The following is a 12807-nucleotide window of genomic DNA, read 5'->3' on the forward strand; positions in this document are numbered from 1 at the left end:
ACGAACCTGTCACCGCTGCAAGCACTGTCGTACACGAAACGGCTCACATTAGCGGCTGGGCGTCACCGGCGCGGCGCACGCGCGGGTAGCGTCGGCCAGTATTCCGGCGGCTTGCGCGCCCGGGTCCGTTGTTCATAGTCGTAGCCCAGCGCGATCAGCTGCGCCTCGCTCCATGCCGTTCCGATGAAGACCAGGCCGAGCGGCAGGCCATCGCTGTGGCCCATCGGGACGGTGAGGCTGGGGTAGCCCGCCACCGCTGCCGCGCCGTAGCCGGCACCCGGGAAATGGTCGCCGGCCTTGTGGTCGGTCAGCCAGGCCGGACCGGTCGTGGGCGCGATGAGTGCGACCAGCTGCTGGGCCTTGAGGGCGGCATCGATGCCTTCCGGGCCCGCAAGCCGGCGTGCGCGACTGCGTGCAGCGATGTATTCCGCCTCGCCCAGCCCGCCCTTGGCATTGGCCTGTTCGAACAGTTCCTGGCCGAAGAACGGCATTTCCGAGACACGGTAGCGCTCGTTGTAGCCGATCAGCTGCGTCAGCGTCGTCAATGGTGCATTGCGCTCGGCCAGGTAACGCTCAAGACCATGCTTGAACTCGTACAGCATCAGCTGCATCTCGTCCGCGTTCCATTGGCCGTCGGTCGGGATCTCCGCGTCGACGATGATCGCGCCGGCTTCGCGCATCACCTGGATCGCACCTTCCAGCGCGGCGGCGGCGTCGGGATGGATCGCCGCCTTGCTGCGCAGTACACCGATGCGGGCGCCCTTCAGTGCACCCGGTTTCAGGCGTGCGCTGTAGTCGAGCGTGGTGTTCCAGGTCGCCTGGGTGGTCGCGGCATCCGCGGCATCGCGTCCCGCCAGCGCGGCCAGCAGCAGCGCCGCATCCGACACGCTGCGGGCCATCGGGCCGGCGGTGTCCTGGCTGTGCGAGAGCGGCAGGATGCCTTGCCGGCTGACCAGGCCGACGGTCGGCTTCAGCCCCACCACGCCGTTGATCGCGGCGGGACAGAGGATGCTGCCATCGGTTTCGGTCCCCACGCTGATCGTGGCGAGGTTGGCCGATACCGCCACCGCGCTGCCGGAGCTCGATCCACACGGATTGCGGTCAAGCGCGTAGGGATTGCGGGTCTGGCCCCCGCGTCCGCTCCAGCCGGAAGTGGAATGCGTGGAACGGAAGTTCGCCCACTCGCTCAGGTTGGTCTTGCCGAGGATGACCGCGCCCGCCTCGCGCAGGCGCCGCACCAGGAAGGCGTCCCGGCCTGGCCGGAAATCCTTCAGCGCCAGCGAGCCGGCGGAGGTGGCCATCGGCACGGCATCGATGTTGTCCTTCAGCAGCACCGGAATGCCGTGCAGCGGTCCCCGCACGGCATTGGCGCGCCGCTCCACGTCGCGCAGCGCGGCTTCCTTCAGCGCATCGGGATTCAGTTCGATGACGGCGTTCAGCTGCGGCCCCGCCTTGTCGACGGCGGCGATGCGGTCGAGGTAGGCGCGGGTGAGGCGACGGCTGTCGAGTTCACCGGACTGCATGCGCGATTGCAGGTCGGCGATGTCGAGTTCGGCGTAGATGAAATCGGTGGGCGCCGGCGCCGCTCTGGCCGGTGGCGGCGCCGGCTGGCAGGCGGCCAGGGCGAGCATCAGGCCAAGCGGCGGCAGGGATCGACGCATGCGGGCACCTTCGCGGGGTTGCCGCAGGCTACGCAGCCGTCGGGCCGCGCGTCAAATCGTCCGGCGACGGCGGATGTCGCGCCACAGCACCCACACGATCACCAGGTTGACGATCAGCAGCGCCCAGGTATGCCAGCCGGGGTGGTGGTACAGCGCGTAGACGTCCAGCGGCAGGTACGCGGCCGAGCCGATGCAGCCCAGCCATGAGGCCCAGGCGCGTGCGCGCCACAGGCCCCAGCCTTCCAGCAGGCGCATGCCGGCGTACACCGCCACGATCAGGACGGTGACGTGGATGGATTCGGGATTGATGCGGTCCAGCCACTGGCTCATCACCCCGGGACCGGCACCGGGGATGAAACGCGTGACGATCGCCTGCACGCTCTCGCGCAGTCGATCCGGGCCAAGCGCCAGCAGGCCGCCAGCGAAGGCCAGGGCCAGCACGCCCTTGGCGCCCTCGAACAGGGCGATGGCGTGCAGGCCGGGATGCGCCCTGGGATCCGGGTTGTACGCGGAGGTCTCCAAGGCGCGGTGCGGCGATCAGGCGGCGCGCGAGGCGCGCTTGCGATCGCTTTCGGTCAGGAACTTCTTGCGCAGGCGGATTTCCTTCGGCGTGATTTCGACCAGTTCGTCGTCATCGATGAAGTCCAGCGCCTGTTCCAGCGAGAACTTGATCGCCGGGGTCAGCTGGATCGCATCGTCCTTGCCCGAGGCGCGCATGTTGGTCAGCGGCTTGGTCTTGATCGCGTTGACGGTCAGGTCGTTGTCCTTGGAGTGGATGCCGATCAGCTGGCCTTCGTACACGTTGTCGCCTTCAGCGGCGAACAGCTTGCCGCGCTCCTGCAGCGGGCCGAGCGAGTAGGCCGGCGTGGCGCCCGGCGCATTGGCGATCATCACGCCGTTGAGGCGCTTGGCGATGGCGCCCTGTTCCTTCGGGCCGTAATGGTCGAACACGTGGAACAGCAGGCCCGAGCCCTGCGTCAGCGTCTTGAACTCGTTCTGGAAGCCGATCAGGCCGCGCGCCGGGATCTGGTAGTCCAGGCGCACACGGCCCTTGCCGTCCGGTTCCATGTTCTTCAGCTGGCCCTTGCGGGTGCCCAGCTTCTCCATCACGCCGCCCTGGTGGGTTTCCTCCACGTCGACGACGAGCTGCTCGATCGGCTCCATCATCTGGCCGTCGATTTCCTTGATGATCACTTCCGGACGCGACACGGCCAGTTCATAGCCTTCGCGGCGCATGTTCTCGATCAGCACCGACAGGTGCAGTTCGCCACGGCCGGAGACCAGGAACTTGTCCGCGTCTTCCAGCTGTTCGACCTTGAGCGCCACGTTGTGCACGGTCTCGCGCTCCAGGCGCTCCTTCAGCTGGCGGCTGGTCAGGAACTTGCCGCCCGACAGGTCCTTGTGGCCGGCGAACGGCGAGTTGTTGACCTGGAAGGTCATCGAGATGGTCGGCTCGTCGACGGTCAGCGCCGGCAGCGCTTCCGGGGTGTCCAGCGCGCAGACGGTGTCGGAGATCGTCAGGTCCTGGATGCCGGAGATGGCGACGATGTCGCCGGCCTCGGCACTGTCCTGCTCGATGCGCTCCAGGCCCAGGAAACCCAGCACCTGCAGCACCTTGCCTTGGCGCTTCTTGCCTTCGCGGTCGATGACGGCGACCGGCATGTTCTTCTTCAGCGTGCCGCGCTGGATGCGGCCGATGCCGATGACACCGACGAAGTTGTTGTAGTCCAGCTGGCTGATGCGCATCTGGAAGGCGCCTTCCGGATCGACTTCCGGCTTCGGCGCGTGCTTCATGATCGCTTCGTACAGCGGGGTCATGTCGCCGCCGCGCACGCTGTCTTCCAGCCCGGCGTAGCCGTTCAGCGCCGACGCGTAGACGATCGGGAAATCCATCTGCTCGGGCGTGGCGCCCAAGCGGTCGAACAGGTCCCACACCTGCTCCACGACCCACTCGGGACGCGAGCCGGGGCGGTCGACCTTGTTGATCACCACGATCGGCTTGAAGCCCATCGCGAAGGCCTTCTGCGTGACGAAGCGGGTCTGCGGCATCGGGCCGTCCATCGCGTCGACCAGGATCAGCACGGTGTCGACCATCGACAGCACGCGCTCGACCTCGCCGCCGAAGTCGGCGTGGCCCGGGGTGTCGACGATGTTGATGCGGTTGCCCTGCCAGGTGATGGCGGTGTTCTTGGCCAGGATCGTGATGCCACGTTCCTTTTCCTGGTCGTTGCTGTCCATCACGCGCTCGGCCAGCACGGTGCGCTCGGAGAGGGTGCCGGACTGCTTCAGCAGCTGGTCGACGAGGGTGGTCTTGCCATGGTCGACGTGCGCGACGATCGCGATATTGCGGAGGTTTTCGATGGACATGGATTCTGGGATCGGAAAAGCGCACCCGGATATCCCTTCGAAGGGGCAGGGCGCGAGGACGGGGGCGGAAAGAAGCGGCGTATTATAGCGGGCTGCGGTGCGCTAAGCACCTGATTTATCGAAAAACACCAGAATGAACGTCGTCGCCGGGACCCGACCTTGAAATCCCCGGCCGGCGCCGTGATCTGGCAACAGGGCCGGCCTCGCCCTGCGCGGGGCCGATCTTTCCATCGCAGTCCCGGTCGAGATCGGCCGGGAGGGCAGGCCTGCCGTGCGGCGTTCCGTCGCCGCCGTCCGATGCCGGGCGGGGCAGGGAAGGCCGGCCGCTGCGCCGCATTCCTTTATTTCACCCTGGAGAACCGTTCCATGAGTCAGTTGACCGCCACCTTCGACACCTCGCGCGGCCCGATCACGATCGAGCTGTACCCCGACAAGGCCCCGCTGACGGTGGCCAACTTCGTCAACCTGGCCAAGCGCGGCTTCTACGACGGCCTGAACTTCCATCGCGTGATTCCGGACTTCATGGTCCAGGGCGGCTGCCCCGAGGGTTCCGGCCGTGGCGGCCCGGGCTACCGTTTCGAGGACGAGACCACCAACGGCGTGCGCCATGAGCGCGGCGTGCTGTCGATGGCCAATGCCGGCCCGAACACCAACGGCAGCCAGTTCTTCATCACCCACGTGCCCACCCCGTGGCTGGACGGCAAGCACACCGTGTTCGGCAAGGTCACCGAGGGTCTGGACGTGGTCGACGCTGTGAAGCAGGGCGACCTGATCACCAAGGTCACCATCGCCGGCGACACCGATGCCGTGCTGGCCGCCAAGGCCGAGCGCGTGGCGGAGTGGAACCGCTTCCTGTCCGCGTGATGGAATGAAGGGGCCGGTCACTGACCGGCCCTTTTTCTTCGGGAGCACCACCATGAAGGACCGTTGCCTGCGCCTGATGCGCATGGCCCTGCTGCTCGTGGCCGTCGTGATGGTGGCGTCGTGCCGTCAGGATGCTGATACCGACCCCATCGAGGCGGTGCCGGAAGTGGAGTCGCCTTCGGCGGAAAGTTTCCAGCGGAGCCTGGAAGGATTGTGGAGCACGGAGGAGAGCGAGGGCGACGATGCGGAGACCCTCTATCTCTTCGAGTGGCAGGTCGACGGCGGGTTGCGGGTCGTTCGCGACGGCGTGTGGCTCGACAGCGCTGTCGAGGATGTCGATCTGGACAACGGCACGCTGGCCCTGCATGTGACCTCGGACACCGGGCCCAGCGAAACCATCACGGTGCGCAAGGTGGCGGACGCAGCGACAGAGGGTGCATTCACCCTGCGCATCACCTGGGGCGGCGGGCAGACCGAAGACCTGGGTTTCGTGCGCCGCCTGACCATCCGCGATCGCGAGGGCGTCGCGAAGGCGTTCCGTACCGCAGGCCAACGGAATGATCCGGGCGCCTGCGATACCGACGCGCCCGCTGGCAGCGTGCGTGCGGCGCTGGTCTGCGGGCATGAAGAGTTCGGTGCGCTCGACGCCGGCATGCGCAGGCAGTTCAAGGAACTGGCGGACCGCTATCCCGACGGCGACCGTACCGTGACGGCTGCGACCCGACAGCTGGATGCGTGCGACTCGCCGGCCTGCCTGCGCGCGGCCTACGCCCAGTGGCAAGCCTATTTCGACGAGAATTACGACCTGGGCGACGTCGTGGACTACCAGTAGGCGGCTCCGCTGACCCGCTGGCCTAGACCATGGGCTAGTCGGTCGCGGCGGGGTGGCGTGATACCATTTTGCGCCGCAAAAAAGACGGCGGCGACGCTCCTTAACCGTTCCCACGCGAGGTTGTGCAATGCCCCTGCTTGCCCGGCGCATCGGTCGCGCCAAGCCAAGTGCGATCATGGCGGTGGCCGAGAAGGCCAAGAAGCTGAAGGCCGACGGCCGCGACATCATCAGCTTCTCGATCGGCGTTCCGAATTTCCTGCCTGGCGACCACGTCTACCAGGCCACGCGCGACGCGCTGGCGAAGGACTCCGGCCAGTACGGCAGCAACCGCGGCACCGATGCGCTGCTGGATGCTTTCCTCCAGCACATCGAAGCGCTGGGCCTGACCGGTTACACGCGCGCCAATCTGGCCACCGGCATCGGCGCCAAGCACATCCTGTACAACCTGGCCGAGTCGCTGCTGGACGAGGGCGACACCATCGTCTATCCGTCACCGTACTGGACCACGTACGCCGACATCGCCGACATCGTCAACGCCAAGGCCGTGCCGCTGCCGTGTCCGGCGAGCCAGGATTACAAGCTGACGCCGTCGCAACTCGACGAAGCGCTGGCGACGCACAAGCCGAAAGTCTTCCTGTTCAACAACCCGTCCAACCCGACGGGCATGGTCTACACGCGCGACGAGATCGCCGCGCTGGCCGACGTGCTGGTGAAGTATCCGGACACCTGGATCATCACCGACGACATCTACAACCGCATGCTGTTCGACGGACTGGCCTACACCAACTTCGTGCAGGCGCGGCCGGAACTGCGCGAACGCACGGTGTTCGTGGATTCGCTGTCGAAGACCTACGGCATGCCGGGCTGGCGCGTCGGTTTCATGGCCGGTCCGGAGTCCGTCGCGAAAGCGCTGACGACGATGAACTCCAACCACATCACCAACGTGCCGGAAGTGGTCACCGCGGCGGCGATCGCCGCGCTGACCGGTCCGCAGGACGTGCCCGCGCAGAAGAATGCCGAGTTCCAGGCCAAGCGCGACCAGGTGCTGGCGGCGATGGAAGCGATCCCGGGCGTGGTCTGCCCGCGTCCTCAGGGCGCCTTCTACGTGTTTCCGGACATCAGTTGCGCGTTCGGCAAGTCGCACGACGGCGTGAAGATCGAGAACGACGTCGATTTCTGCAACGCGCTGCTCGAAGCGAAAGGCGTGGCCTGCGTGCCGGGCTCCGCGTTCGGCGAGCCGCGCGCGCTGCGCATCAGCTACACCTGCCCGACGCCGCAGCTCGCGCCGGGCCTGCAACGCTTCCAGGAATTTTTCGCCGAGTTGAAGTAACCGCACTGTGGGCCATGGCCCACGCTGTCCCCACGCGGCGGGCCACTGCCCGCCCTACGAAACCCCGAGGATCCGCACCATGAAAACCCCCGTCCGTGTTGCCGTCACCGGCGCTGCTGGCCAGATCGGCTACGCGCTGCTGTTCCGCATCGCTTCCGGCGAAATGCTGGGCAAGGACCAGCCGGTCATCCTGCAGCTGCTCGAGCTGCCGCTGGAGAAGGCCCAGGCCGCGCTGCAGGGCGTGATCATGGAGCTGGAAGACTGCGCGTTCCCGCTGCTGGCCGGCATCGTCGGCACCGACGATCCGGAAGTCGCGTTCAAGGACGCCGACGTGGCCCTGCTGGTCGGCGCGCGTCCGCGCGGCCCGGGCATGGAGCGCAAGGACCTGCTGCTGGAGAACGCCAAGATCTTCACCGCCCAGGGCGCTGCGCTGAACAAGGTCGCCAGCCGCAACGTCAAGGTGCTGGTGGTCGGCAACCCGGCCAACACCAATGCCTACATCGCGATGAAGTCCGCGCCGGACCTGCCGGCGAAGAACTTCACCGCCATGCTGCGCCTGGACCACAACCGCGCGCTGTCGCAGCTGGCCAACAAGGCCGGCGTGGCCGTCGGCGACATCGAGAAGCTGGTCGTGTGGGGCAACCACAGCCCGACCATGTACCCGGACTACCGCTTCGCCACCGTCAACGGCCAGTCGCTGAAGGACAAGATCAACGACGCCGACTGGAACGCGAACGAGTTCATCCCGAAGGTCGGCAAGCGCGGCGCGGCGATCATCGAGGCCCGCGGTCTGTCGTCGGCCGCCTCGGCCGCCAATGCCGCCATCGACCACGTGCGCGACTGGGTGCTGGGCAGCAACGGCAAGTGGGTGACGATGGGCATCCCGTCCGACGGCAGCTACGGCATTCCGGAAGGCGTGATGTTCGGCTTCGCCGTCACCACCGAGAACGGTGAGTACACGATGGTGAAGGACCTGCCGGTCGACGCCTTCAGCCAGGCCGCGATCGACAAGACGCTGGGCGAGCTGGAAGAAGAGCGCAGCGGCGTGGCGCACCTGCTCTGATAGATGCACAGCGCATGCGATCAAGAAAGGGGTGGCGCGAGCCACCCCTTTTTTTGTCGTGTTATTTTCGGGTTTTCCTCATGGGGGTGCAGGATGCGGAAGGGAAGGATGTTGTGGGTCGTGGGGTTGGCGCTGGCGATGCCCACGCTGGCGGTGGCGCAGGAGGCGCGCTACCTGCAGCCGCCGGAACCGCTGCTGCAGGTGTTCCGTGCGCCGCTCAATCCGTCGCCCGCGCTGGATCCCACGGGCACGCGCGCGATCCTCATCCGCCAGTCGCAGTACCCGCCTATCGCGCGCGTGGCGGAGCCGTACCTGAAGCTGGCGGGCGTGCGGGTCGAGCCGCGCAACCACAGCCGCCACGACCGCTCCAATGGCTACGGCATCCGCACCTGCCTGGAGAGCTTCAGCGTGCTGGAGCTGGCCAGTGGCAAGGAAACTGCCGTCGCGCTGCCTGCGGGTGCCTGCCCGGGCAATCCGTCGTGGTCGCCTGACGGCACCCGGTTCTCCTTCGACAACACCACCGACGCCGGCGTGGAGTTGTGGGTGGGCCGGGTCGCTGACGGGCAGGTGCGCCGCATCGAGGGCGTGAAGCTCAACACCATCCTTGGCGGTGCCGTGCAGTGGCTGGGCGACAAGCCCGCGCTGCTGGTGAAACAGGTGCCTGCCGATCTCGGCGCTGCGCCGAAGCGTTCAGCCGTGCCGCCGGGTCCGGAGATCAAGGAGGCCATCGCCGGCAAGGGCGAGAGCAGCACGTACGAAGCGCGCGACACCTTGTCCGGCCCCGAGGACGAGGCCTTGTTCGATCACTACGCCACCTCGCGGCTGGCCGTGGTCGATGCCGAGTCGGGCGCGGTATCGCCCGTGGGCGGCAAGGCGGTCTACGGCATGGTCGACGCCGCGCCGGACGGGCGCCACGTGCTGGTCGAAGTGCTGGCGCGGCCGTACTCCTACGTCACCACTTGGCAGCGCTTCGCCAAGGACCTAGGCGTGCTCGATCTGAATACGGGTCGCGTGGCGCCGCTCACGAAGCTGCCCGTCGCCGACCGCGTCCCCGTGCGCGGCGTGCCCACCGGCCCGCGCAACCATGCCTGGCGCGCGAACCAGCCGGCGACGCTGGTGTGGGCCGAGGCGCTCGACGGCGGCGACTGGAAGAACGAGGTGCCGGCCCGTGACCGCCTGCTGATGCTGGCTGCGCCCTTCACCGCCAAGCCGAAGGAGATCGCGCGCCTGAAGCAGCGTTACGCCGGTATCGCGTGGTTCCGCGAAGGCGGCCGCGCGCTGACCTACGAGTACGACGCGAACCGGAACTGGCAGACCACGACGTTGGTCGACGTGGACAAGCGCGTGCCCGCACGTGTGCTGTGGGACCTGTCGAGCGATGAGCTGTACGCCGATCCCGGCAATCCGGAATCCGAGCGCCTCCCGAACGGCGCCTGGGTGCTGCGCGAGGAAGACGGTGCGCTGTTCCTCAGCGGCATGGGCGCCACGCCGCAGGGCAACCGGCCCTTCCTCGACCGCTACACGATCAAGGACGGCAGCACGCGTCGCCTGTTCCGCAGCGATGCGGCCGCGTACGAGGTGTTCGTCGGTTTCGAAGGGGACGACACCCGTCGCTTGCTCACCTGGTACCAGTCGCCCACGGATCCGCCCAACCTGCAACGCCGCACGCTGGGCGAGGCCGTCGAGGGCGCGGGCCCCGCTGAAGCGACGTTGCGCTCGGAACGCGCGCCGCTGACCCGGTTCCCGGATCCCACGCCGCAGGTACGCGACATCAAGAAGCGCTTGGTGACGTACAAGCGCAAGGATGGCGTGGAACTGTCCTTTACCCTGTATACGCCCCCGGGCTACAAGGAAGGCGAGCGCGTGCCGGCGATCCTGTACGCGTATCCGATGGACTACGCCGATCCCTCGAAGGCCGGGCAGGTGAGCGGTTCCGAGCAGACGTTCACGCGCCTGTCGAACTACCGCCTGCTGCTGCTGGCGGGCTACGCGATCATCGACAACGCGTCGTTCCCGATCGTCGGCGACCCGAAGACGGCCTACGACACCTACCTGGAACAACTGGTGGCGAACGCGGAGGCCGCGGTCGACAAGGCGGTCGAGCTGGGCGTGGTGGACCGCGATCGTATCGGCGTCACCGGGCACAGCCACGGTGCGCTGATGGCGGCGAATCTGCTGGCGCATGCCGACCTGTTCCGCGCCGGCGTCGCGTCCAGCGGCGGCTACAACAAGACGCTGACGCCGTTCGGGTTCCAGAACGAACGTCGTTCGTTCTGGGCGGCGCCGAAGGTCTACGACCAGGCGTCGACGTTCTTCCACGCCGACAAGGTCAACGAGCCGCTGTTGATCGTGCACGGCAGCGACGACGCCAATCCGGGCACCGAGTCCCTGCAGTCGCCCCGCCTGTTCCAGGCGATCCGCGGTACGGGTGGCACGACCCGGCTGGTGATGCTGCCGTTCGAGCCGCACTGGTACACGGCGCAGGAGTCGAACGAGCATTTCATCGCCGAGATGCTGGCCTGGTTCGACCGCTACGTGAAGCCGGCGCCGGCGGTACGCAAGTAATCGCGTCCGCATGTGCGACACGGAACGCCGGGCTATGTCCGGCGTTTTTTTTGCGACATCGCGCATCCCCGACGCGGTGGTTTGCCACCCGAAGCGCGTTGCGGCGCGTGATGAATGCCGTGCGCCGACGCCACTGGGGCGCGCCATGCGACCAAGGTAGGAAGGTCGCTGCCGCAGGGCAGGACTATGCTGGCTCCCGTCGCCGCATCTGGGAGGATCGCATGGCATACGAAGACGTCTACCGGCGCTCGATCGAGCAGCCCGAGGCCTTCTGGGGCGAGGAGGCGAAGGCGATCCACTGGCACGTGCCGCCGCGGCAGATACTGGACTACTCGACGCCGCCGTTCCGGCGCTGGTTCGTCGGTGGCCGGACCAACCTCTGCTACAACGCCGTCGACCGCCATCTCACCGATCGTGGCGATCAACTGGCGCTGGTGGCGGTGTCCACCGAAACCGATGTCACCCGCGAGCTGACCTACCGCGAGCTGTACCGCGAAGTGAATGCCTTCGCGGCGGTACTGAAGAAGCTCGATGTCGGTCGCGGCGACCGCGTCGTCATCTACATGCCCAACATGGCGGAAGCCGTGTTCGCCATGCTGGCTTGCGCGCGCATCGGCGCGGTGCATTCGGTGGTGTTCGGCGGTTTCGCCGCGCACAACCTGGCCCTGCGCATCGACGACGCGCAGCCCAAGCTGCTGATCGCCGCCGATGCCGGCAGCCGCGGCGGCAAGGTCATTCCGTACAAGCCGCTGATCGATGAGGCCTGTGCGAAGGCGCTCACGCCGCCGCCCAAGGTGCTGATCGTCTCGCGTGGACTCGATCCCGCCGAGCCGAAGATCGCCACCCGCGACGAGGACTACGCCACCCTGCGTGCCCAGGTCGGCGATGCCGAGGTGCCGGTGGAATGGCTGGAATCGAACGAGCCCAGTTACCTGCTCTACACCTCCGGTACCACCGGCAAGCCCAAGGGCGTTCAGCGCGATGTCGGCGGCTATGCGGTGGCGATGGCGCTGTCGATGCGCACCGTCTTCGACGTGGGTCCGGGGCAGGTGATGTTCTCCACCTCCGACGTCGGCTGGGCGGTGGGTCACTCGTACAACGTCTACGGTCCGCTGATCGTCGGCGCGACCTCGGTGCTGTACGAAGGGTTGCCGACCACGCCGGATGCCGGCATCTGGTGGGCGCTGTGCGAGCAGTACGGCGTGCGCACGATGTTCTCGTCGCCGACCGCGGTGCGCGTGCTGAAGAAGCACGACATCGATTTCATCAAGCGCCATGATCTGTCCGAACTGAAGTACCTGTTCCTCGCCGGCGAGCCGCTGGACGAGCCGACGGCGCACTGGATCACCGACGCGATCGGCAAGCCGGTGATCGACAACTATTGGCAGACCGAAACCGGTTGGCCAGCGTTGACGCTGCTGCCGGGCCTGGACATGAAGCCGGTGCGCTTCGGCTCCCCCGGCTTCCCGAATCTCGGGTATCGGATGAAGGTGATCGACGAAAGCACCGGCGAAGAAGTCGCGCCCGGCGTGAAGGGCGTGCTGGTGATGCAGCCGCCGTTGCCGCCGGGCTGCATGACGACGATCTGGAACGACGACGCGCGCTTCCTGTCCAGCTACTTCAGCCACTTCAAGGAACTGCTGTACAGCTCGCTGGACTGGGCGATCCGCGACGAGGACGGCTACACCTTCATCCTCGGCCGCACCGACGACGTCATCAACGTGGCCGGTCACCGCCTGGGCACGCGCGAGATCGAAGAGTCCGTTTCCGGCTTCGCCGCAGTGGCGGAGGCGGCGGTGATCGGCGTCGCCGATGAACTGAAGGGGCAGGTGCCGGTGGTGTTCGCCACGTTGCGCCAGGCCACCGACGAGCCGCACGAGCGCGTGCGCGCCGCCGATGGCATGCGCCGTACCGTCGAGCAGAGCCTGGGCGCGGTGGCGCGGCCGGCGCGCGTCTACATCGTCAACGCGCTGCCGAAGACGCGTTCCGGCAAGCTGCTGCGACGCTCATTGCAGGCACTGGCGCAGGGCGCCGATCCCGGCGACCTCTCGACGCTGGACGATCCCAACGCGCTGGAGGAAGTGAAGCGCGCGCTGCAGCGCGGCCCCGAAGTCGGCAACTGACG

9 protein-coding genes are annotated in these 12807 nt (G+C 67.2%); 6 read left to right on the top strand and 3 right to left on the bottom strand.

The window, feature by feature from the left end:
• Positions 1–62: 62 nt before the first annotated feature.
• The 3 genes from AC1Q5B_RS08480 to typA are packed head-to-tail and all read right to left on the bottom strand — an operon-like array spanning position 63 to position 4028.
• Positions 63–1661, bottom strand: coding sequence for an amidase (locus AC1Q5B_RS08480; protein ID WP_492631248.1), 1599 nt, complete (start codon positions 1659–1661; stop codon positions 63–65).
• Between the two features lie 51 nt (positions 1662–1712).
• A complete protein-coding gene (locus tag AC1Q5B_RS08485) occupies positions 1713–2183 on the bottom strand; it encodes a DUF2127 domain-containing protein (protein ID WP_492631249.1) in 471 nt (156 codons plus the stop codon).
• 15 nt (positions 2184–2198) lie between these two features.
• Positions 2199–4028, bottom strand: coding sequence for a translational GTPase TypA (typA, locus tag AC1Q5B_RS08490; RefSeq protein ID WP_492631250.1), 1830 nt, complete (start codon positions 4026–4028; stop codon positions 2199–2201).
• 366 nt (positions 4029–4394) lie between these two features.
• Here typA and AC1Q5B_RS08495 point away from each other — a divergent pair, with 366 nt between their 5' ends.
• The 6 genes from AC1Q5B_RS08495 (at position 4395) to prpE (ending at position 12805) form a co-directional block, all read left to right on the top strand.
• Positions 4395–4892: a peptidylprolyl isomerase gene (locus AC1Q5B_RS08495; protein ID WP_492631251.1), complete on the top strand. Its 498-nt coding sequence runs from the start codon at positions 4395–4397 to the stop codon at positions 4890–4892.
• 4 nt (positions 4893–4896) lie between these two features.
• Complete coding sequence (locus AC1Q5B_RS08500; RefSeq protein ID WP_492631252.1) at positions 4897–5724, top strand: lysozyme inhibitor LprI family protein; 828 nt, start codon at positions 4897–4899, stop codon at positions 5722–5724.
• Between the two features lie 127 nt (positions 5725–5851).
• A complete protein-coding gene (locus AC1Q5B_RS08505; RefSeq protein ID WP_492631253.1) occupies positions 5852–7054 on the top strand; it encodes a pyridoxal phosphate-dependent aminotransferase in 1203 nt (400 codons plus the stop codon).
• Between the two features lie 79 nt (positions 7055–7133).
• Complete coding sequence (locus AC1Q5B_RS08510) at positions 7134–8117, top strand: malate dehydrogenase (RefSeq protein WP_492631254.1); 984 nt, start codon at positions 7134–7136, stop codon at positions 8115–8117.
• 108 nt (positions 8118–8225) lie between these two features.
• Positions 8226–10682: a S9 family peptidase gene (locus AC1Q5B_RS08515; RefSeq protein WP_492631255.1), complete on the top strand. Its 2457-nt coding sequence runs from the start codon at positions 8226–8228 to the stop codon at positions 10680–10682.
• 110 nt (positions 10683–10792) lie between these two features.
• A complete protein-coding gene (prpE, locus tag AC1Q5B_RS08520; protein ID WP_492631256.1) occupies positions 10793–12805 on the top strand; it encodes a propionate--CoA ligase in 2013 nt (670 codons plus the stop codon).
• Positions 12806–12807: the final 2 nt, after the last annotated feature.

The organism is Pseudoxanthomonas sp. GW835-FHT14C01 (genome assembly GCF_058793715.1).

Excerpts from the sequence above, each read along its gene's own strand:
- AC1Q5B_RS08480 (WP_492631248.1), bottom strand. The coding sequence starts at position 1,661 with ATGCGTCGATCCCTGCCGCCGCTTGGCCTGATGCTCGCCCTGGCCGCC.
- typA (WP_492631250.1), bottom strand. The coding sequence starts at position 4,028 with ATGTCCATCGAAAACCTCCGCAATATCGCGATCGTCGCGCACGTCGAC.
- AC1Q5B_RS08495 (WP_492631251.1), top strand. The coding sequence starts at position 4,395 with ATGAGTCAGTTGACCGCCACCTTCGACACCTCGCGCGGCCCGATCACG.
- AC1Q5B_RS08500 (WP_492631252.1), top strand. The coding sequence starts at position 4,897 with ATGAAGGGGCCGGTCACTGACCGGCCCTTTTTCTTCGGGAGCACCACC.
- AC1Q5B_RS08505 (WP_492631253.1), top strand. The coding sequence starts at position 5,852 with ATGCCCCTGCTTGCCCGGCGCATCGGTCGCGCCAAGCCAAGTGCGATC.
- AC1Q5B_RS08510 (WP_492631254.1), top strand. The coding sequence starts at position 7,134 with ATGAAAACCCCCGTCCGTGTTGCCGTCACCGGCGCTGCTGGCCAGATC.
- AC1Q5B_RS08515 (WP_492631255.1), top strand. The coding sequence starts at position 8,226 with ATGTTGTGGGTCGTGGGGTTGGCGCTGGCGATGCCCACGCTGGCGGTG.
- prpE (WP_492631256.1), top strand. The coding sequence starts at position 10,793 with ATGAATGCCGTGCGCCGACGCCACTGGGGCGCGCCATGCGACCAAGGT.